This window comes from Paraglaciecola sp., from assembly GCF_051252315.1.
In the GTDB taxonomy this organism is placed as follows: Bacteria; Pseudomonadota; Gammaproteobacteria; order Enterobacterales; family Alteromonadaceae; genus Paraglaciecola.
This window is the reverse complement of record NZ_JBPOFP010000079.1, coordinates 1-21,332: the sequence shown is the minus strand read 5'-3', so window position 1 is coordinate 21,332 and position 21,332 is coordinate 1. Positions and strand designations below refer to the sequence as shown.

Genomic DNA, 21,332 nt, shown 5'->3' with positions numbered 1-21,332 from the left:
GATTTTTAATAAATTGAATTTTTCAAGTATGAAAAATTATCTGACACAAATACCGTGATAATAAGTTGATTTTCATATAATGAGGTTTTGAATTTTTATGTTAGTAGGCAATTACGCTAAAAACTATGTGGAAATGGTGGCCCGACCCGAATGTGAACTTAGGGTGTATGTGTTTGTATTTAAAGTGTTTATTTGATATATTTTGTTTTCTAGTATCTATTTAAGTATCTATTGATTGTTTGTGATTTAACCTATATGAAAGGAATATAGGGATATGTCTAAAAACAAATCTTTTGAACATCATAATTTATTAAAATATATTTTTGTGTCGTGTTAAATATAATTACATAAGAAAATTTCTTAGATAAAGTTCCTTTCGGATGGTGTAATGTGATGATCCTGACTACAAGAAGACTGTTTTAGTACAACATTTATCCTGAAGCAGCAGATAATCAGACCAGATGGACCAAACAACGTTTATTAACAAATCTTAAGGGCAAGCAACAATGTTTAGATTATTAACAGCGACAGTATTATCCATAATACTAAATGGGTGCAGCAATAACCATCAGCAATTATCAAGAATTCAAGCGGTTAAAACCATTTTTCCTTCATTGGGAGAAAAGTCGACTGTTAATATGGGTGAGCAAATGTTTGTTGAAGGTACTGGTTTTATTGCAAATTGCATTGTACCACTAATTTCACATACAGAGTCATTCTCCTCGGCAGTCACAGGTAAAAGTGTTGTGACAATGAAAGCGAATGAAAGTCTATGTGTTGAAAATTTTGAAGGTCAATATATTCCTAGATATAACAATATAAAAGGTATAGCAGGTGATTATCGATATCCATTTAGGATTGTTGACCAAAAAAATGCAATAAGTTTTTGTACTTTAGATTCGGATTGCTTCAGGTTACCTTTGGGTTCATATAAAAAGCAGAAAGACTTTATCTTTAATGAGTCAATTTTAAAACAAGCAATCGAGTTTATGGGTAAAAGCGGAAAGGTATTAGAGTTTACTTATACAGAATTTCAAAATAATTCCGCTAGGCATGCATTCACTAGAAATTTCAAGTTAGATATGAATGAAACAAACATTTTGGCTTTTAAGGGAGCAAAGGTCGAAATAGTTGACGTAAGCTCTTCTACAATATCTTACAGAGTCCTCAAGGGCTTTCAATAGCTGTCTGCTAATTAGGTTTGCGTAATTCTGTTTAGAAGTGTACAGAGCGCTCGTGAAGTACCCTCCAGTGTCATGCTGGAGAGTACCTAGTAACTCTGCTTGTCCCATAGTTTTTGCAATTTTTACCTTTGTAACCCTTTCCTCTTGTCTTAGCTAGATAAGATGCCCGCTTGAATGCGATGTTTAAATCAGAGTCATTCCCTCTCCTTAATAACAAATAACCGTTTTTAGGAAAGTATGGATGTGGTAAGTCGTTTCTTTCGCAATACTTCTTCAACCATTCATTTAAATTTGCTGGGTGTCTTATTTTATGACCGTTAAGTAACAAGAATAGGTGATAGTGCTGATGTTTAGACCTCTCCAGCTCTCTGACCCACCCATAACCAATATTATCTATCGGAACCTTATCTTTTCCCCAGCGTTGCAGCCTTAACTTTAGCTTCCTTAGCATTCGACTAACGACTTGATTCGAGTCAGTGTACTCATGCACTTTAAAATCCCAACGTATAAAAAGCACACGACTATACCTTTGAAGACTACAATTAAACACCAATGAAAACCGTTCAAGAATGTCGGTATAGCACGAATAATTTTGATCTGCTGCAATATCACAACTCACACCGAAGACATCAAAAGTAGGACTGTTCGTTATCGCCATTGTTTACCCTTAGATAATATTAATTACCTGCATTTGTAACGAAAATTAAAAGCCAATAAAGAGCTTGTTTATAGCTTTGAAAGGTACTTTTATTTCGTCAAAAATAGGGGACAATTGTTGTTGTTGATATTCCTGATTTCTGCTTGTATTTGTTGAGTAGCCATACCTGACTTGTAAAGTTTTAAGGTATAGTTGAGATCAGCTTCATCCCATGCTGAGATTTTCAAACCTAGCTTAAATGAACGAGGTATTAATTCATTATTCATCATGTTAAAGAGTGTTGAGTTGCCGATACAAAATAGATCTAAGACTGCTTTTTTTCTCATAATATTCATAACTGTTCTCCTTTAAAGAGCAGTTATTTTGTGCGTAAAATTAGCTAGAAATTAGTCCTAAAGATTTATAAAATCAGCTAAAAAAATAGGACTAGAATTTATTTGAGGTTATTTTTATTGCATTTTTAATCGAGCTTTCAGGAGAGCTAAACTTATTGCCGTCAAAGCGAAGTGTTTTAGATATCAGTTTGTAGAATACAGAATTTTTGTTATGTGAGATTTTAATCGTAGCGTTGTTGTGACTAAGATGTTCTAAAGCATGAGATATGGCCACAGTATATTTTTGATTTTCATGATTAATATTTTTCACTGATGGTGATAAGTTATTGATACTAGCAGTAACAACATTATTGATTAGATGAAGTAATTTTTGAAGGTCCCCATCCATGCTCTGAAATAGTTTATATAGTTCAGGGCTATGAACTAATGATTCATCTCTAAATGCTCTTAATTCATCATTGCTAAATGCTTCTTCATTAGTATTGTTATCTGTTAACCACTTACCCTTTTTTAACGACTTCTGAAGATCAACTAAATTTGTCGTAACAGTTTTTTGTTCATCTTTGTACATATCTAAATAGAACAACATCTTTGATAATGCATCATAGATAATATGTTTTTCATCACCGTAAGACTTCATTATGATGGGGTTTATTGATTCTATAAGTTTAGTATCTAAAGAGTTCATTTTAACTTAACTCTTCTTTGTGATTCGACAAGGTCGCTAAACCATTGCATCATTTTTTTTCGTTGTGACAAATATTCAGCTCTGTTGTATATCTTTCTGATTGAGTTTTTATCTGTATGAGCTAACGCCTTCTCAATGTAGTCTGAATTGTAACCTTCTTCGTTTAAAATTGTGCTTACAAGTGTTCTCAGTCCATGTGCCACCAACCTTCCTTTGTAACCATTTCGTTTAAGAAGTTGATTTATAGATTGAGAGCTAGCATGTTTTTTAGGATTGGATATATGAGGGAATATATACATACTTTTTGGGGCTATCGCTTTAATCTGTTTTAGTATCTCAATACATTGTTTGCTAAGTAAGACAGTATGTTCTTTTTTCTGTTTCGTATCTTCAGGTAAAAATTTCCAATATGATTTATTCATATCTAATTGATCCCATCTTGCACTTGCTGTTTCTTTTGGCCTGGAAAATGTCATTAATTGCCAATAAAACATTAATTTAGTTTGCAGGTTAGCCGAACAGTTGTCTACCATATGTAATAATTCTGGAAGTTCATCAGGAGGGATTGTGGGGTGGTGCTGTACCTTTTCAGCAGGAAAACTACTCCTGATCCTAATGAAAGGATTGAGTTGGATGAATCCAAGAATAATTGCAAAGTCAACAATCTGATTTAGAGAGGAGCATAATCTTGTGATGTTATGCATTTGACCCTTATCAACAATAGGCTCGAAGCAATTAACAATATCCATTGGTTTAATACTTTCTATTGGATAATGACCAAGTTTTGGGAAAAGGTGGTTTTCTAATCTCTTCCAGTTCTGTGCCATGGTTTCTTCCAAAACCGAGTTAACATTTCTTTCTCTCCATCTTTTTGCAATTAACAGCAGGGTGTCTTGTTGTCTGTGTTTTACTGAGTTTATTTCAATTTGTGGATCCAACCCTTGTGATAGCAATTTATTGTAATCCTGACACGTACTTCTGGCTGAATGAAGTGTAATTGCACCGTAGGTACCAATTGTCAGATTGGTTTTTTTACATGTCGAAGGTCTTTTGTAGTTAAATATGAACCGTTTCGTGCCTGTAGGAAGAACCTTCAAACGCAAATTATTCCCATCGTATAAAAAATATTCTTTGTCTCTTGGATTTGCTTTTTTGATTTCACTATCTGTAAGTGGTTTCACTATTCTGGGCATAATAAACACTTTATCGTTACACAAGTATCTATAAAAGTACTCATAATCATGAATAATAGCAATAATAAATGAACGGTAATGGACTGGTTTTTTTGATAAGATACTGATTTTTATTGGTATTATGGCATTTAATGAACTGTGCTGGATTAGGAAATGGTGGCCCGACCCTGACTTGAACAGGGGACCTGCCGATTATGAGTTAAGCTGAATGGTATTGTATTACTAGTATAATCAATGGCTTATTACTTTGATGTTGTTTTTTCCGCTTTGTGACCCTCGGAAAGTTTACGGAATTATGGAAGTTCCATGCTGCATATCTAGGAGTGTGTAGCGGAAATGCGAAAAAAATAATAAAAAAGCCCCTCCACCTACCCATATGATATGAGTAAGCAGAGGGGCTTTTGTTTTCAGATTTGAATTGCTGCAATTTGACAAGCTTATCTGAGGTATCTTGTGATACTTTGGCGTAGCGAAGTGTCGTTCCCATCGAACCTTAAAGACGAAGAATAAAAATATGGTTAGCCGGCCTATAGACTCAGATATTTATTTCTAATAAAGACTTACTCAAAGAATACGAGTACCGTCAGCAGGGAAACTTAATGCAGAGTTACATTAAAAGCTATCAAGATATCCTTGAGGATAAGAATAGATGTCCTTCTTTTAGGACTTAATAAGAATAAGAAGAGGTAATAACAATAGGTCTTTAATGGACTCTAAGGTATCCCTTAGGGATAGCATCAAGGGACTCTCTTTGTATCCCTCACAAATGGCCCCAACTCTAATCTTTCAGTTTATCACGATGATAGCTCTCTAAGACTTTTCCTTATATAGTGCATTGATTATATCTGTTAATTTAGGTTATTGTTTTAAGTCTTGATAATCCATTACGAATAGTAATCGTATGATTTGTGAAATAGATATTCAAAGCTCTCAGGTATGTAATTAATTTATATTTATTAAGTTATTTGATCTGGAATTCCCAGATTTTGCTAATTATTGATACAGAGATCTGGCTTGAAATTCTCAGCAGTTTAACGAAAAGGTATTAATAATTTAAGGAACAACATATGAAAGTTTCAGGTAAAAACTCAGAATCAAGTGAAGAGTTTTCTCAAGAGACGAGTACGGTAAATGATACATTTATTGAGTCTATGGACGTATTTGATATGACCGAAGAAAAAGCACAAAAAATCATTGAAGGATTAGATATATCAGCTGACGCGAAATCCCTATTATTGACTTTTTCTAAAGCTACTATCAGAGTTGGCTCTCAAATTATAAAAATTGGTCGAAAGATCTTAGAGTTTGTATCTCAGCTATTTTTAGATTATCCATCCGCTTCTTTTGGGATGATTTTTGGTGCGATCGCAGGATTTTTGGTTGCTTCAATACCAATTCTTGGCGTTGTGTTAGGGCCAATATTCACTCCTCTTGCTATTTTATTAGGTTTAGTTAGTGGTTTATCTCAAGATTTTAAGGATAAAGCATTAGCTCGACGTGTCGCTGAAATAAATGCGAAATTCAACCCACTTAAAGGGTAAATATAAATATGTTTGAACATATTGAATCAATTGTTGCAGATCCTATTCGTTTTAAAATCAAACTAGCTATTGGTGAGGATGCATATACTTCGCTTCGCTTAAAAAAATCAGTTACTGAAGCTTGGGATACGTTAGGAGCAGCAGGAACAGCTATTGGTATTGCCAAATCTTCGGCGGTAGCCTCAACATTTTTTGCACCTACCGGCGTGTTAGGTGCATTAGGAATTGGCACTGCGGTTACTCCTATAGGTTGGGTTGTAGCTGCAGCTGTAATAACTGGTGGTGCTTGGGCCGGTGTTTCTAGGTATGTTGGCAAAAAATCTAAAGGGAAAACAACAGTAATTCCTGAATTTATTAATACACCAATGGATGTATTAGGACTAGCATTATTTGACCTAATGGCCCCTTTAGCACTGAAAGTTGCTTTTGTAGATGGCAATATTGATGAAACGGAAAAAGCATATATTAAGCAATATTTTGTGAATGAATGGGGCTATGATCCACATTTTATTGATGAAGCAATTCTTATAATTAAAGACAAATTACATCATTTTAGTATCAAGGGGTTAGCATCAAGTCTTGCTGAACTTCAAAAAAGTAATCCAGATTGTAACTTTGAAGAAATGTCTGCAGAAATAATAAAGTTCCTTTCTGCAATCATTGAGGTTGATGGTCGTATTGACGAAAAGGAAGAATTAGCTTTAGAGAAAGTTAAAGCTATATTTGCTGAAACAGCTAAATTAAAATTGGGTAAAAAGATGAAGGAAAAAGCTAATGTTTGCACAAAATCGGTTAAAAAAGTCTTAGGAGATGTTAGTGCTGCAATTCCTTTTCCTAAATAAACTGGACTTCCCAGATTTTGCTAGACACTTTTAGCAGTTACAATATAACTTAAAATAGAGGTGTTTATGAGCAAAGGCAAACGGTATACCAAAGAGTTTAAGATTGAAGCAGTGATTCAAGTGAAGAGTTTTCTCAAGAGGCGAGTACAATAAACCCTTGGCCCAAATGACTTGACCACTACAAAGTTTGTCAGGTAATGTGCTGAAAGAAACAAAAGCAATCTCAGTAAATAGGGTAGCTCCAAAATTTTCTGACAGTTAAATAAATCAAGGATGAAGGTGGACTGCTAATGTAATGATTTAGCAAGTTAGCTGTATACCCGAATAGAACAAAGAGACTTATTCGTTGAAAATTAATGAAAGCCAAATCAGGATAAAACGCGATGCACTTATAAATTGGACTCGCACGCAGCTTATTGGCGGTGAGCGAGATTTCTTAGTCGGCAAAGATCCTCTCAAAGCTTTTCAAACAGCTTATCTTTTTCCTCAAACAGAAAAAGAACAAATTGATGACGATGATGAATTGGCAACGGATAATGCCGATGAAAATAACGTTACTGCAGCAAATATAAAAACAAAACGATTCTTACCTCCCTCATCTGTAGGTTTTTCTTTTTATGTTGAACAACTTAATCCTGATACTCCTGTGGTGGTTAGAATTGAATACGCTGCAAATAGATATGAACTTCAGGACTATCGAGATGCTTCTGGGCAATTTATCCAAGAAACTAAGCGAATTTGGAAAAAAAAGGTACTTATAGAACAAAGTGGCATAAATGAAGTAGAAATTCACTCGCCTTCTTCAATAAAAGGAAGCCATTCTGAACAAATATCAGTTTTAAATAATGAAGCTCGTATCGATAGTATCTGGAGAAGGAGTGGAGAGGGTTTTATTGTTACAGTATCTCTTTCCAATTCAAAAAAGCACGATAGCGCACAAAACAAGCCACAAAGAGAAATTACTTTACAAGAGAACGAAGACACGTTGTTTCAGGTGAACCTAAAATGCTACGTCGATATAGGCAAGATACAAAATTATCCTGAAAGCACAGGAGTTTCTTTCTCTGAGGAAGAAAAACAACTAAAACTTAGATATAAAGATATTCATGTGTATGGGATTGGACATGGAGCATCAGTCGACTGGCAGGAAGATACCGAACACCCTAAGCAAATTTGGTCGGAGTTTTTACCGCAGGTCGAAGTCCCTCAGGTGACCACAGTAATTCAAAAGCTCGATCAGAACGTATTAAATTTTGAGTTTTTGTCAGATCCAACTAGAAAAGCAGAGGTCACGGATGCATTGTTGACCTTCATTCAAGGTTATAAAGGTTGGATATCTGAACAAAAAAATTGCAATAAGTTAAGTTCTGAAGATGAAATCCTCACAGCTGAAGATATTTTAAGTAAAGCAATTATTGCACAAAATAGAATGTTGAAGGGTGTTAGTACATTACAAAATGATGAAAAGGCTTGGAAAGCGTTCAGTCGAATGAATCAAGCAATGTTGATGCAAATGCGAGGCATGAATAAGAGTAGAGAAACTACTTATTATTGGCGACCTTTCCAATTAGCCTTTGTGTTGATGACAATAGACTCTTTAATTGATGACGACAGCTTATTTAGAGATATAGTTGACCTGATATGGTTCCCTACAGGAGGTGGTAAAACTGAAGCATATCTTGGTGCCATGGCATTCTTAGCTGTTTATCGACGACTCCGATATCCATCTTCCGGTCACGGAACGGCAGTCATAATGCGCTATACGTTAAGACTTTTAACGGCCCAACAGTTTATAAGAGCATCAAAAATTATATGCGCTCTCGAATTAATTCGAGTGAGCAATACTCAAGAACTAGGTGAAGAGCAGTTTTCAATTGGACTTTGGGTTGGAGGTGCAACTTCCCCCAACACCTTCAAACAAGCTATTGAGGCCGCAAACAAAAATGAATATACAAAATTTGTTCTTGATGAATGTCCTTGGTGTGGTGGCAAGCTTGTGCCAAATAGCTTTTCTGTTGACGAAAATAGTGCGTCCATTTCTTGTCTAAATAATGACTGCGATGCAAATGCGCTTGGAAGTCTGCCGGTTCAGGTGGTTGATGATGCAATATATAAGAACCCTACAACATTTCTAATTACCACAATTGATAAATTTGCAAGATTGATATGGGAAGAAAAGACTAATCACTTTTTTGATTACAGAGCTTGTCGTCCGCCTGAGTTAATTGTTCAAGACGAGCTGCATTTAATCTCTGGTGAAATAGGCTCAATTGCTGGTATCTATGAGGTAGCTATTGATACTATTTTAAAAGCCAAAGGTATAAATGCAAAATATATTGCTTCCACAGCCACTATAAGAAATGCAGCTGAACAAGTTCAGGCAATGCTTGGTAGGGATATGGCAATTTTCCCCCCGCCAGGAATTAGAATGGACGACTCATATTTTGCGAAAAATGTTCCTACATCAGAGAAGATTGGTAGGACTTACATTGGGTTTTTAGCGCCGGTATTGCCAAAAAATATATCGTTGGCTCCACTTGCCGGAGCATTATTAGCAGCGCCTGAAGTTTTATTTAAGAACGATGACATTTTTGAGGATGCTTGGTGGACGCAATTGGTTTATCACGGTTCACTAAAAGGAGTCAGCAATAGCTATACTTTATTTAATGAGACTGCCTATGACTATTATAGATCATGCAAAGAACTTGCTTTTGTCAAAGAGCTAGCAGAAGAAACGAATCAATTAGAAAGTAACCAGTCGATTTTATCCTATTTACTCGGACCGTCAGTAAAACAACATGACAGTGGCTATAAGCCAGAATCAATGTCTTACCGAGCTCTTCATCAAATGAGTGAAGGTGAAGCTATAAAAACGGTCGAGGGTTCGGGCGAAGATAATTCAATAAAAGAAATCTTTAAAAAATACATTTCATCTCGTAAATTACAAATTGGATCTTTGACTAGCAAGATAACGGCGGGTGAGATCTCTGAGATTTTCAATAGACTATCAAAGCACAAAAGCGATAAAGATTCCTTAGACGTGGCTCTTGCGACTAACATGGTATCGGTTGGGCTAGACGTTGGTAGGCTAGCGCTAATGATTATTAATGGTCAACCTTTAACTACAGCAGAATATATTCAGGCCAGTAGCCGGGTAGGAAGAGCTGAGGTTCCAGGTGTCGTTTTTACAAACTACCACCGTTCTCAAGCGAGAAGCCTGTCTCATTATGAAAACTTTAAAGCTTACCATCAGTCTTTTTATCGATTTGTAGAACCATCAAGCTTAACGCCATTCACATTTCAAGTTCGTCAACGAGCTCTTCATGCCTCACTGATTATTGCGCTAAGGCATAGTGTAAGTAATTTACTGACTAACTCAGGGGCATCTGAATTTACCCAGGAAGACAGCCAAGTTAAAGCTGTAGTAGCGATATTTAAGAAGAGAATGAAGCAAGCACTTTTAAACCTTCAGCAGTTTAAGGCAATTGAGGACAATATAGATAAGATCCTGAATGAATGGGAAACTGAGATTAAAAATAACCCAAAAAGAAAGGTTGTATACTTTTCCAATGACAAAGGGACAGAAAATCTTATTTTTCCAATTCAAGATACGTTCAGCAATAAAATCCCTTGGGCTACCTTGAACTCTATGAGGAATGTAGAAAAAGAAGCGCTGTTAACAGTATTGCGTGGAGTTAATCAGAATGGCTAAGAAACAATATACTCCTATAAGGTTATCACACCTCACTTCTTACGCTGGCGTAGGCTCAATCGTTAAAGATTCCCGAGATGTGAGCGTCGCAATTACAGATACGCGTTACTGGACAACACGAGATGGTAGTTTAGCTGCAACAGAAATACTTTTTGTAGAGCGGGTTCGCTCTGCATTGGGAATCGGTCAGAGGCTTTGTAGCCCCCCCGTTGCCCAGAAACTTGAAAATGGTTTGATAAGTGGTGCTCTGATCCCTTCTGTGGTCTTTCCTGCTAATTTCGCCTGTGAAAATTGTGGATTGTTGCATCAGGACATTTTCCGCTACAGCGAAGAGAATAATATCAAGCATGCTAAATGCAGTTCTTGCGCTGGCAATTTAAGACAGTCGGGATGGTGCTTGATCGGCCAGAACGGTGAGTTGTCGGATATTGATTGGCACAAGGCATATCATAACGATGGTATGAAGTGTGAAAAAAACTACGCCAAACCATATATATCTGTAAAAAATTTGGGGGGAGATAAGTTCCGTGTCGAATGTACACAATGCAACTCAGGTGCTAGGACCTTATTAAAAAAACATTTCAAAAACTGTACTAAGACCGTTCAACCATGGATTTATCGACAACCTGACTCTTGGGAGAAGTCTAAGTTATTTGAAGCTGTGCAAATTAATGATGCAAGAGCGTATAGCCCAAAATCACGCACTGCACTTATAATTCCTCCGGAGTCGCGACAACTTAAGAATTCTTTGCATAGTAAAGTGTCTACAAATTCTCAGTTAAGAAGTAAGTTTGCTGATGCAGACTCTGGATTTAAGCAGAAAAGCATTCTTAATAGCGCAGCGCTTCAGTATAAATGCAGTGCTCAAGATTTAATGGATGTGCTCAATCAACTCGAGACAGGTCCGAAAGAACTGAACATAGTTTCAACAGAGTTATTTTTGGATGAGTATAAAGAGCTTACTACGCCTATACCTGACTTAATGGAAGATGAAGACTTTGTGACTGAGCATATGACTGAAGCTTGGCAATCAACCGCTGCTAGTTCTAAGCATTCAGTTGTGCAAAAGCTAATTAAGCACTTGGTTTCGGTTAAGCGTTTAAAAGAGATAAAGGTTTTCGAAGGTTTCTCGCGTTATACACCTGCAGGTGAAGAGCCTATAATCGTGCCCCCTGACATATTAGGCAACAGTGATTGGCTTCCAGCCATAGAGTTATATGGAGAGGGTGTATTTATCTCTCTAGATGAATCCTGGCTGACCAGCTGGGAGTCAAGACCTGAGATTAATGCTCGGGTGAATGAGGTAGAGGCAAGGTACGCGACGAGTGCAATTAACCTTGATGATAATTTAGTTATAAACCCAAGATTCTTATTATTACATACATTGTCTCATTTACTAATTAGGGAACTTGAGATAAATTCTGGATACCCGTCATCATCTCTTAAAGAACGGATTTATAGCAGCAAAGTAAATAAGATGGCCGGGATACTAATTTATACCGCTGTCGCCGATGTTGCCGGCAGTCTTGGAGGGTTGGCTGAATCAGTTTCCCCTGAAAAAATGGCAGTAACATTGGTGAATGCATTAAATAGGGCTAATTGGTGTTCTCTGGATCCTGTTTGTAGTGAACATGAAGGGCAAGGACCTGGCTGGTTGAATAAGGCTGCTTGCCATAGTTGCTCTTTGCTACCGGAAACGAGTTGCACTTATTCAAATGTTTTATTAGATCGAACGCTTATAAAAGGAAATGATGACTTAAATATCATAAGTTTAAGTGATTTTTTACAGGAGTTTAAATGATTAAGAGAGAATTTCGGTTACCTAGAATAAATGATTTGAATGCACAGCAACGCTCAGTTAGAGAGTTGGCGTTAGATGGGCAATATTTAGTTATTGGTTCGCCTGGAACCGGTAAATCAGTCGTAGCGCTGCATAGAGCTCTAGAATATAAATCAAATGCTGAATATTTATTTTTGACTTTTAACCATGTTCTGCAAACTGCGACACAACAGGTATTTGATGGTCTATTGAATTGTAATACTGCCGAAAGTTGGTTTTGGAAGATGTGTTACGACGGAATGCCAGGAGATACCTTTGATCAGAAAAAACTTCCGATAGTCGAAGGAACTGTCCGAGACCTAGATTACGAGAAGATTGTTGAAATATTAAAGTATAGGATCGACAACAAAGAGATTACGATACCGGTAATGACTCACTTGATAATTGATGAGGGACAGGATTTACCAATTGGTTACTATGAAGCATTGAGGGACCTTGGTTTTGAAAATTTTTTTATTGTCGCGGATCAGAATCAAACAATAACCAGTTCAAACTCAAGCGTCCCAGAGATTCAAAAATTTCTTGCTTTGGAAGACGATGATATAGTCGAGTTAAAAGAAAATTACAGAAATACGTCTATCATCGCAAAATTAGCTAATCACTTTTATACTGACCCTTCTTCCCCAATGCCTTCGATCCCAGAGCGCTTTTCAGTCGATACTCCAGTATTGTTTTCATACTCTATGGTAAATGACGTTGTTGACCTAATTAGTAATATTGCGATTCAAAATCCAGCAAAATTGATTGGTGTAATTACAGCGACAGACACGAAACGTGAAGACTACTTTAAAAAAATATCAAAGAAGACAAGTGAAAAAGGGACCAAGGTTAGTACCTATTTTTCTAATGGTAACGGTGAATCTAAAGTAGCTGTTAATATAGATTTTAGTATTGGCGGGGTAGTTGTTTTATGTGATAAATCAGTGAAGGGCGTTGAATTTGATATTGTTTACATAATTATGGATGACCTTAAGATAAACAATAACGATACAGACTCTGTAAAAAAACGCTTGTACGTGATGACTTCCCGTGCGAAAGAAAGGTTATACCTCCTTAAGAGTCAAAGTAAGGAATGCGAACTTGAGCCTCTTTTACCCGCTGATGAGTTATTACGAAGAGAAAATTTGTGAAGACATCAAAAAATAAAAAATCGTCGTGGCTATTACCACTTCATATTCAGAATTTAGCTTCTCTAATGCAATTAGGCCTTATCGTGGATGCTACAGGAATGCCTTTACCTGGAAGCAGTATTTTCGATGATGGTCTGAAAGATTGCACTGGAACCTTATGCCTATACAGGAACACGGTTCCTATCGCTGCACTAGACTCTATAGATAAAAATGCAAAGTTTTGTATTTTAGCAATAGAGCTTGAGAGGATAAAGTCAGCTAGTGTTACTTATAAACCAGATGGCAATGCTGCAACAATAGACCTCTCCGATATTATTGATGCCTCGTCAGAAACTAGCAACTTTGAACAAATAATGCTTCAAGGCCCGTTACCGTTTTCGATTGTCTCCGAGATATTTTTTGAAAAAAAAGAGCATAAAGATAGCTTTTCAAAAATTATTGATTCGAGTTCGCTTCCGATTTTGGCAGCCGCAAAAATATCGGTTAAAAGCAGTGTTTTTGAAAAAACTGCGACGCTTCAAATGAATAGTGAGACCTATGAGCGTCAATATACAGGGTATAACGACGACAAATATGATCCTGTTTATGCATTTGGTGGTGTTCTAGCACATCTGTTTTATTTGGCTAAAAGCAGTAAAGAATACACAGATTTCTTTGATGCGTTTGAGAAACTACAGCAACCTCCGCAGGAACTTGATGCTAATAGCTCTTCGATAAATACAAGCAGTAAAGCAGGCGAAAAATCGTTAAATGCATTTTATGAAACATTTACCGGTAAGCAATCCAAAATATCGTTTATCTTAGATGAGTTGATATCTGAAAATAGAATAAACAACATTGATAGCCGTTCAACTATCATTCAATTTTTGCAACAACATGAAGAGCCTACAAACCAAAAGGTAGCAGAATCGCTGTTGAGCAAGAAGGATAGGGGTAACTTTATTGATGGCTTTAATTTAGAGCACTTTAGGAAGTCAAATGCGTTGTATTTCTTATTCAAGCTCATATGCGATGACAATCTTTCAGGGATTCTAGATCCCATTGATGAAACTGATCAGTATCGAGTTCTTTTTAATGCTATGGCATTTGGCTTGAAATTTAAGTTTGAGAATATCAGCGAAGAAATTTTAAAGTATGAAGGTTTGTCTATATTTATTAGCCACAGTATGGCCAATTATTATCATAAAAGATTCAATACTGGCACTGAATTTACGCCTATAAAAAGGCCTAAGACGTTGTTTGAGCTCTGCTTCAGTGCCGGCCTTACCAATATCGATAGAGTAGCCAAATTGTTAGATATTTCTGATTGTTTTGAGACTAAAATTTCTACTAACTCTTATGAAATAAAAAACGGGTATCCATTTTTTAAAGGAGTATTGATTCCAAAGTTCGTAATGAATCAGCAAGCATTCTTCGATACTATGGTTTCAAAGGGTATCAATGCCGCTACATATAATAAAATAAAGGCCCTCAAGTGAGTTTTGTTCCGACTGCGCCTTACAATACAGACAGCAAAGCTGAAAAAAATCTTTTTTACAGGTTATTAGAAAAGTTATACGACTTGCAAGATTGCCATGTATTTCATTCCTACAATGTGCATAATCATCCATATAAAGTAACGGGAGAGGCCGATTTTCTGATACTCAGTAAGTACGGGTTGTTTGCGCTTGAAGTAAAAGGCGGAGGTATTAGCGTCGAGGAGGGAACTTGGTTTAGTACTAATAACTCTGGCAAGCACATTATTCAAGATCCATTTAAACAAGCGCATAGTTCAATTTTTACTGTTCGCGAAGATATATTAAAGCAAGCTGGTTTGAATGTTCTGCAAGGTAAGCTTGGCATTGGTTATGGTGTTGTTTTTCCAGATACCTTTTGGAACACAGTTTACGGCGAATACGATCGACGAATTATTTGCGATAAATCTAATTTTAAAACGCCTGAAAAATGGCTTCTTAAGTTGTTTAGGTATTGGTTTGAAAGGCCTAATCAAGGTCATGCATTGACCCCGGAAACAATTAGAAAAATAAAGCATTATCTTAGACCTAACATCGAGTATGTTGAGTCGTTAGGTATTAAGCTTGAGGAAAGTGCAGACAAACAGGTCAAGTTAACCGAATCTCAATTTAACTATATTGACGTGTTCGAATCATTTCCAAGATTGCTTTGTAAAGGTGGAGCTGGGACTGGGAAAACCTTTTTAGCTGCTGAAATGGCAAGGAGGTTAAGTGCTTCAGGTAAAAGTGTTTTATTGGTTTGTAAATCGAAATGGCTAGCTGTCTATTTAAAAGAAATAATCAGCGTAAAAAATCTTATAATCTGTTCCGTAGACAATTTAAACTTGACAATTAGAAGAAGTGATTACGATGAGTTCGATTCACTCATTGTGGATGAAGGCCAAGATATGTTTAATTTTGATGATATCGATGGCCTGAGTAATGCCGTATCGGGAGGTATTGAAGACGGAAATTGGTACATTTTTCATGATTTTGAAAATCAAACTGGATTAGTCGGGGAATCAAGTTTAGAGGCTTATCAGTACTTACAGTCCAATAGTATTGGGGAGCATGCCTTGAAAAGCAATTGTAGAAATACCGCTAATATTTTAGATATTATTAAATCGTATCTGCGCGTTGATATGGGGATCACAGGAACCGGTTTTGGACCTGATGTTAGAGAATTAGAAACTTCTAAAACAGATGCTGCAAAGCAATTGTTGAATGTTATCGATGAGCTAAGAAAAGATGGTGTTTCACCTGAATCAATTACTGTATTGTCTCCATTCTCTTATAGTGAATCATCAGTTAGTCAACTGCCAGGTAGCATGCTTAAAAAGATAATTCAGTTAGATGAATATTCTATAAAGAATCCTAAACAAAATGGTATTGGCTTTTCGGAGATTAAAAACTTTAAAGGATTGGAAAACGATGTCGTTGTTTTAATTGATTTACCCAGTCCTGACGAGGTTGGCGAGGACTATGACTATTCAAATCATTATGTTGGGATGAGTCGAGCAAAGGGGTTGTTGGTAACGGTTTGGTGTAATTTGTAATTGAATAAAAAATTTACGACGGCTAAATGACACTCAGAACCATGCAAGTGAAATTAAGTTAAGAGATTTATTATTGAGATGAATGGTAGTGATTCACCTAGATAAAAGTGTAGCCATGATAGTTTAAATTACTACCTTCATATTGATACTCTATCGCTTTATTCATGTCATCATCGAAATGTGAAACAGTGTAACTGGTTGCACCAGTATCAGTGGACTTCCCAGACTTCACTAGACAGTTTGTTGTTCCAACAATATGCTTCCTCGAATTTAGCTGGTAATACAGCGTTTGTATGCGAGTGAGCCTTTGGGGGATAATAAACACCCTTAGTATAATAAACCATATTCACTTTTAGCTTGAAATTCCTTTACACAATTATACATTTTCACATCAATATCGTTTTTGTTCATAGATGCAATGTAAGGTGATAACTCTGAGATATAATGAACGAGAGTATTTTCACGTTGCGATTCTTTAAAATGCGCTGCCACATTGCTTTTTTTCATTTCATTGTATTGATAAATAATATTGTCTTTATCTACACTATTAATACCTAAATTACGTTGATTAATCTTTTCTTCATATACAGCAATTTCAGTATCTAAAAAATTAACGAATTTTTCAGAATCTACTGATTCACATAAACGTGTTGAGAGTTTGGATACTACAGAATGAGTTAATGATATTGAGGGATTTATTTTTGCTGTGCATTGACAAATGTGTTTTGATTTTAGTTTGTTATTTATCTTTTTTAGATTGTTTTTGGCTCCTACCGTAGAGCTACTTGGAATTAACTTCGATATTCCGCCACCTAGGGCTAACAGTGCTTTTGAGCTGATATCATCATAGCTGGGATCTTCGAAGTTTATTACGTTGTCTAATGTTTTTTTATAAGCATCAGAGCTAATATCCTTAAGTAAAGATTCACAATAATGTCCTCTTAGTACCTGCGCCCCTGAAAATGCGCCATCAGTTTCTCGAATGTAATCATAGTATACGTCCTTTCCATACCCTTTTAATCTTTGAGCATGTTTTATATATTTATTAACATTGATTTGTCCTTTCTTCAGTTCGTTATAATGACTTTCAGTCATATTGTATTCGCGAATATATTGATTAACCCTCTCAAGTTGTTCGCCTGAAAATATGGATGTATTTCCAAACTTCATTGAATTTATATCTAAGCATGAATAATGTTTATCAATTCTAACTAACAACTCAAGAGCAGATTTTTTATTTTTCTCAATATCTGCTTGAGTCGATGGTGTGCTTTTACAGGCACTTAACAATAGCACCAAAAAAAACAAAATAAATTTCATGATTTGTCCTTAAATTTTAATCACTAGTGGATGCACTAGAAGTTTTTACTAGTTAGCTTAAACTGGATATCTGCAGACCTACTACCTACATCCAAATGGGTAATAAGTCGCATTTCTCCCCCAAGTAATCCAATGCCTGGGTGAACATATAGATTACTGACTATAGATTTAATATGGCCAGGTTGAGGAGGTTCATCGAAAACTCTAGAAGTATTAACTTCAAAGGTTTCATATTTAATTCCATTGTCATCTTCAAAAATCATTAAAGGGCCAACTTCTAATGAGTACACACCTGAGGTACTATAAATATCCCTAACTATATCCACATCAGTCATTAAATTGTGTGTGAAATTGGTGCTGACATATTCACCTGAATAATATAATGCAGGCTCAAGCATGAAACCCAGACAACTCTCTTGATAGTTCGTGCAATACGTTTGTGAATCAGATTGTAATATTGCTAATGTATGTAAACTAAAATCAGATTTTTGTATAACCACTTCATTCAGTTCGTGTGTTGTATCATTATAGGAAAACGTTATTTTTTGTAAAAAGGCTTCTCCTTCAACATCTGTATTTAAAAGCTCATTGCTGTCGAAGGGTAAATATTCTATAGACATACTACCCGGACCAGACATGCTAGTAGGATAACTTTCAAGCCCTTTGTATGTTGCGTTGTATGTCAATTTGTCTCCTAGACTGATTTGACGTCTCGTATTCAATTCATCATTTTCGATAATATTATTAATAGACAAAATAACTGTTAACTTAGACGACACTTTTCCATCATTAGCGATAAGATCAAATGAATAGGAATTATTACCATCAGCATCAGAAGGGGATTCATAATCAAATGCTGTTATAGCAAAAATAGCAGACTCATTATTATCTATAACAAATAAGTTTGCATCAGAACCGCCTAAAGATAGTGTTACTGGGTCCCCATCATTATCAGAAACATTGAAATTCACACGCACAGATTCACCTTCAAAATAATCTTCTGATTGTACTATTGTAATTGAAGGAGCAGTGTTAGGGGATAAAGGTGTTGATTGTTGAGATTCTGAGCCACATCCGGCAATCATGAATAAAAGAATTGTTAATGAATATTTTAATAACACAAGAATTTCCTTATAAAAAATTAATTTTAAATTAGTTATCTAAAATTATATATAAGACAAATTCTTAGTTTAAAAGTTAAATTGGCAACTAAAAGCACTGTGATTTTTTAGAAAGTTGCTAGCCCAATCAATTTTTTCTGATATTTGTATCACTAAACCCAAAAATAAACGTTACAGCAGCAGAGGATTTGAATCTACTAATTTGGGAATGCTCAGGGGGATAACTTAAGAAAAATAAGTGGTTAGCATAGATATTGAATAAGAAAAAATGGTGGCCCGACCCTGACTTGAACAGGGGACCTGCCGATTATGAGTTAAGCTGAATGGTATTGTATTACTAGTATAATCAATGGCTTATTACTTTGATGTTGTTTTTTCCGCTTTGTGACCATCGGAAAGTTTACGGAATTATGGAAGTTCCATGCTGCATATCTAGGAGTGTGTAGCGGAAATGCGAAAAAAAATAATAAAAGAGCCCCTCTCCATTCCCATATTATATGAGAAAGCAGAGGGGCTGTTTGTTTTAGATTTGAATCGTTCTGATATAATTTTAATGAAAAATGGAGCTGGGGTGTTTGTTCTTTTAGTGAAATATTGAGTTCTCAGCCTTTATTCTATTGACGATAAAAACTATTGGTCGGTTGTTACAGTTAATGGTCATCGTGAAACCAAATTTAAACCTTCATTGGCAGTCTTAGTAATATATAAAGGTACAATACTTTTGCCTAATCCAGGTAAATCAAATACTCCATAAACCCCATAGGAATTATTATAGCCTATTGAGCCTCCATCATAATTTGATAACTCTACAAAATAGGACTCAAGACAAACAGTACCAATATAAGGTGCAAGTGAACTACATTTTTCTAGGCTCACTGAATGCCAAAGTTTGTAACTGTAATATTCATTGCCTTCTTGATCGTTTACATTTAAAGCTACTTCTCCCTCAAGCCATTCAGGGGTATTAATTGTCTTATTACACGACTTTAGACTGTTGATTAACGATATAGTTTTAGGAGATGCCTTTTTCTGTTCCCAGCCTGGAGTAATTGGGGTGTAATCATTTATTCCATTACCAAACAATTGGCCCACATCCGTGCGCAAGCGTTCTACTGAAATATCAAACTGTCTTGCAAATTCGTAATAATTCTGAGAAGACCACCACTCTTGAACAAAACAGGTTGGATTAACTAATTCTGCATCTACAACCCATTTATTATTAAGTAGTGGTTTTTCGTCTAAAGTATCACCTATTTTTATAATTTGACCTTTAGTATTGTAGGTTATATCCCCAATGACAAAGATTCCTTCTGGTGCTGGTGGTGGATATGGAGAACATTGAGGAGTTGCATCAAGGACACGCTCTTGCCAACCAGAAGAAAAAAGCTCATCAAATTGATATTTTCTTGCGAAAGATTTCCTTGGACCTTGGGATAGCTCTCCTTTAATAAGTCTAAGCAAACCTTCCATATCTTTTGTTGAAACGAGTTTTTGAATCAATAAACCATAACTTATTGCTTGAACCGGTGTGATGCCATATTTATTTGCGCGTATAGTGTCATTATTATCACAATGTTCTAGTAGTTCATCAATATTAGAAATTAATGGTTTTGACGATGCTTGAAACATTAATAAAATAGAAATAAAGCTAAATAATACTTTTAGGAAACTCACGCTCTATATTGCTCCAAATATAAGAAAGTAAAGCCCAATAAAGGGGTTGTGATTTTTATTTTCAAAGTCTCTGATACTCTGTTCGACCTTACCAATATCATCATTAATATCCTTAATCTGCTGTTCTAAATCATCTTTATTTTCAAGCATGTCTTTTTGGGAAGTAACAAATGCATCATACTGGTCTTCCATCTTAGGTAATATCACTTTATCTTCTTCTAAAATTTTTCTCGCTATGCGACAGTCAGGGCTATCTATTGGGAGAGGTATTGGGTTAGGTATCTTACCAAAAATTTTACATTCTTCTTCCACGGTTTCATTTAACTTTTCGACTTTACTTTGTTGAATAGTTAATTCGGGCTCAAGTGTTGCTATTTCTTCATTAACAGATCCAATCTTTGGCAATAAGCTCTGCAAACTGACATCAATCGGATTTCGTTTTTCTTGTAAAAGCGTAATTTCGTAATTAAACTCATTGATTTTCGGTTCAAATATAATTTTTTGATATGTAAGCCAAACGGCGAAGTACACGACTCCTATAAGACTGAACGCTAAAACTACACGTTGACCGATAAAGATTATCGCGAGCCAAAATCTCTCTTGTATTTTATTCATAGCTTTTTTCCTTTTTAATAAAATAATTTCACTAATCCCTAACGCTCGAAGTAAAATAACCCTATCTGTCAGACTACCTGTCTTGTTTGAGTTTTAATCACTTTAAGTGATATAAAAAGTTTAGTCATGATTTTCTTTTATTCCAGGCATTGTTTAATTATTTCAGAGTTTTCGATTGTTACGGTGTGGTGGTAACTGTGTTTGTCAAAATAGTTATCGCGATTATTTAGTGCAGCAATGCGGATGCTTGAGCGCCGTTGTGAGTTTAACGTGCAGATATATAAGACTTAATTTTAAGCACTCAATGCCACCTAAAAGAAAAATTAGCTAGTTCAGCTGATAGTTTAATTCAATAGAAGGAAAAAACAGTAAACTTAAGTGCATGTAAAATTCTTGGGGAAGAAACGTGTGAGGTGCTATCTGAGCCTAT

The 21,332-nt window shown here is 35.7% G+C and carries 16 protein-coding genes; 8 read left to right on the top strand and 8 right to left on the bottom strand.

All coding sequences use genetic code 11. From position 1 onward, the window contains the following. Positions 1-506 precede the first annotated feature (506 nt). Entirely contained in the window at positions 507-1,184 is a 678-nt protein-coding gene (locus ACSHXM_RS14890; RefSeq protein ID WP_435689802.1) for a hypothetical protein, read from the top strand. A gap of 70 nt (positions 1,185-1,254) precedes the next feature. Here ACSHXM_RS14890 and ACSHXM_RS14885 read toward each other — a convergent pair whose 3' ends face one another. The 4 genes from ACSHXM_RS14885 to ACSHXM_RS14870 all read right to left on the bottom strand — a co-directional run bounded on the left by ACSHXM_RS14885 (position 1,255) and on the right by ACSHXM_RS14870 (position 4,058). Continuing rightward, entirely contained in the window at positions 1,255-1,842 is a 588-nt protein-coding gene (locus tag ACSHXM_RS14885; RefSeq protein ID WP_435689800.1) for a YagK/YfjJ domain-containing protein, read from the bottom strand. Positions 1,843-1,931: 89 nt separating this feature from the next. Continuing rightward, on the bottom strand, positions 1,932-2,177 hold the full coding sequence (locus tag ACSHXM_RS14880; RefSeq protein ID WP_435689798.1) for a helix-turn-helix transcriptional regulator: 246 nt from the start codon (positions 2,175-2,177) through the stop codon (positions 1,932-1,934). Positions 2,178-2,268: 91 nt separating this feature from the next. Continuing rightward, entirely contained in the window at positions 2,269-2,865 is a 597-nt protein-coding gene (locus tag ACSHXM_RS14875; protein ID WP_435689796.1) for a hypothetical protein, read from the bottom strand. Continuing rightward, entirely contained in the window at positions 2,862-4,058 is a 1,197-nt protein-coding gene (locus tag ACSHXM_RS14870; RefSeq protein WP_435689794.1) for a tyrosine-type recombinase/integrase, read from the bottom strand. Before ACSHXM_RS14870 ends, ACSHXM_RS14875 begins: the two co-directional genes overlap by 4 nt. Positions 4,059-5,125: 1,067 nt before the next feature. On the opposite strand from ACSHXM_RS14870, the gene ACSHXM_RS14865 reads away from it, so the two are divergent. The 7 genes from ACSHXM_RS14865 to ACSHXM_RS14835 all read left to right on the top strand — a co-directional run bounded on the left by ACSHXM_RS14865 (position 5,126) and on the right by ACSHXM_RS14835 (position 16,172). Next, complete coding sequence (locus ACSHXM_RS14865) at positions 5,126-5,599, top strand: hypothetical protein (protein WP_435689792.1); 474 nt, start codon at positions 5,126-5,128, stop codon at positions 5,597-5,599. Between the two features lie 8 nt (positions 5,600-5,607). Then, positions 5,608-6,441 (top strand): TerB family tellurite resistance protein, encoded by an 834-nt coding sequence (locus tag ACSHXM_RS14860; RefSeq protein WP_435689790.1) that lies wholly within the window; start codon positions 5,608-5,610, stop codon positions 6,439-6,441. A 346-nt stretch (positions 6,442-6,787) separates the two neighbouring features. Continuing rightward, a complete protein-coding gene (locus tag ACSHXM_RS14855) occupies positions 6,788-10,153 on the top strand; it encodes a helicase-related protein (RefSeq protein ID WP_435689788.1) in 3,366 nt (1,121 codons plus the stop codon). Then, positions 10,146-11,954, top strand: a complete 1,809-nt coding sequence (gene drmB, locus ACSHXM_RS14850; protein ID WP_435689786.1) for a DrmB family protein — start codon at positions 10,146-10,148, stop codon at positions 11,952-11,954. The genes ACSHXM_RS14855 and drmB overlap by 8 nt, the downstream gene beginning before the upstream one ends. Continuing rightward, positions 11,951-13,123, top strand: a complete 1,173-nt coding sequence (locus tag ACSHXM_RS14845; RefSeq protein ID WP_435689784.1) for an AAA family ATPase — start codon at positions 11,951-11,953, stop codon at positions 13,121-13,123. Before drmB ends, ACSHXM_RS14845 begins: the two co-directional genes overlap by 4 nt. Next, positions 13,120-14,601 carry a hypothetical protein gene (locus ACSHXM_RS14840; protein ID WP_435689782.1) on the top strand — a complete coding sequence of 494 codons (1,482 nt, stop codon included), beginning with the start codon at positions 13,120-13,122 and terminating at the stop codon, positions 14,599-14,601. The genes ACSHXM_RS14845 and ACSHXM_RS14840 overlap by 4 nt, the downstream gene beginning before the upstream one ends. Continuing rightward, positions 14,598-16,172: an NERD domain-containing protein gene (locus tag ACSHXM_RS14835; RefSeq protein ID WP_435689780.1), complete on the top strand. Its 1,575-nt coding sequence runs from the start codon at positions 14,598-14,600 to the stop codon at positions 16,170-16,172. The genes ACSHXM_RS14840 and ACSHXM_RS14835 overlap by 4 nt, the downstream gene beginning before the upstream one ends. 327 nt (positions 16,173-16,499) lie before the next feature. Here the strand turns inward: ACSHXM_RS14835 and ACSHXM_RS14830 are convergent, their stop codons facing one another. The 4 genes from ACSHXM_RS14830 to ACSHXM_RS14815 form a co-directional block, all read right to left on the bottom strand. Beyond that, positions 16,500-17,492 carry a hypothetical protein gene (locus ACSHXM_RS14830; RefSeq protein WP_435689778.1) on the bottom strand — a complete coding sequence of 331 codons (993 nt, stop codon included), beginning with the start codon at positions 17,490-17,492 and terminating at the stop codon, positions 16,500-16,502. 35 nt (positions 17,493-17,527) lie between these two features. Then, the gene (locus tag ACSHXM_RS14825) at positions 17,528-18,613 is read right to left on the bottom strand and encodes a hypothetical protein (RefSeq protein ID WP_435689776.1); all 1,086 of its coding nucleotides are present in this window, start codon (positions 18,611-18,613) and stop codon (positions 17,528-17,530) included. 657 nt (positions 18,614-19,270) lie between these two features. Next, positions 19,271-20,287, bottom strand: a complete 1,017-nt coding sequence (locus tag ACSHXM_RS14820) for a hypothetical protein (RefSeq protein ID WP_435689774.1) — start codon at positions 20,285-20,287, stop codon at positions 19,271-19,273. A 3-nt stretch (positions 20,288-20,290) separates the two neighbouring features. After that, on the bottom strand, positions 20,291-20,902 hold the full coding sequence (locus ACSHXM_RS14815) for a hypothetical protein (RefSeq protein WP_435689772.1): 612 nt from the start codon (positions 20,900-20,902) through the stop codon (positions 20,291-20,293). Positions 20,903-21,332: the final 430 nt, after the last annotated feature.

Excerpts from the sequence above, each read along its gene's own strand:
- drmB (WP_435689786.1), top strand. The coding sequence starts at position 10,146 with ATGGCTAAGAAACAATATACTCCTATAAGGTTATCACACCTCACTTCT.
- ACSHXM_RS14845 (WP_435689784.1), top strand. The coding sequence starts at position 11,951 with ATGATTAAGAGAGAATTTCGGTTACCTAGAATAAATGATTTGAATGCA.
- ACSHXM_RS14860 (WP_435689790.1), top strand. The coding sequence starts at position 5,608 with ATGTTTGAACATATTGAATCAATTGTTGCAGATCCTATTCGTTTTAAA.
- ACSHXM_RS14875 (WP_435689796.1), bottom strand. The coding sequence starts at position 2,865 with ATGAACTCTTTAGATACTAAACTTATAGAATCAATAAACCCCATCATA.
- ACSHXM_RS14865 (WP_435689792.1), top strand. The coding sequence starts at position 5,126 with ATGAAAGTTTCAGGTAAAAACTCAGAATCAAGTGAAGAGTTTTCTCAA.
- ACSHXM_RS14890 (WP_435689802.1), top strand. The coding sequence starts at position 507 with ATGTTTAGATTATTAACAGCGACAGTATTATCCATAATACTAAATGGG.
- ACSHXM_RS14880 (WP_435689798.1), bottom strand. The coding sequence starts at position 2,177 with ATGAATATTATGAGAAAAAAAGCAGTCTTAGATCTATTTTGTATCGGC.
- ACSHXM_RS14830 (WP_435689778.1), bottom strand. The coding sequence starts at position 17,492 with ATGAAATTTATTTTGTTTTTTTTGGTGCTATTGTTAAGTGCCTGTAAA.
- ACSHXM_RS14885 (WP_435689800.1), bottom strand. The coding sequence starts at position 1,842 with ATGGCGATAACGAACAGTCCTACTTTTGATGTCTTCGGTGTGAGTTGT.
- ACSHXM_RS14870 (WP_435689794.1), bottom strand. The coding sequence starts at position 4,058 with ATGCCCAGAATAGTGAAACCACTTACAGATAGTGAAATCAAAAAAGCA.
- ACSHXM_RS14815 (WP_435689772.1), bottom strand. The coding sequence starts at position 20,902 with ATGAATAAAATACAAGAGAGATTTTGGCTCGCGATAATCTTTATCGGT.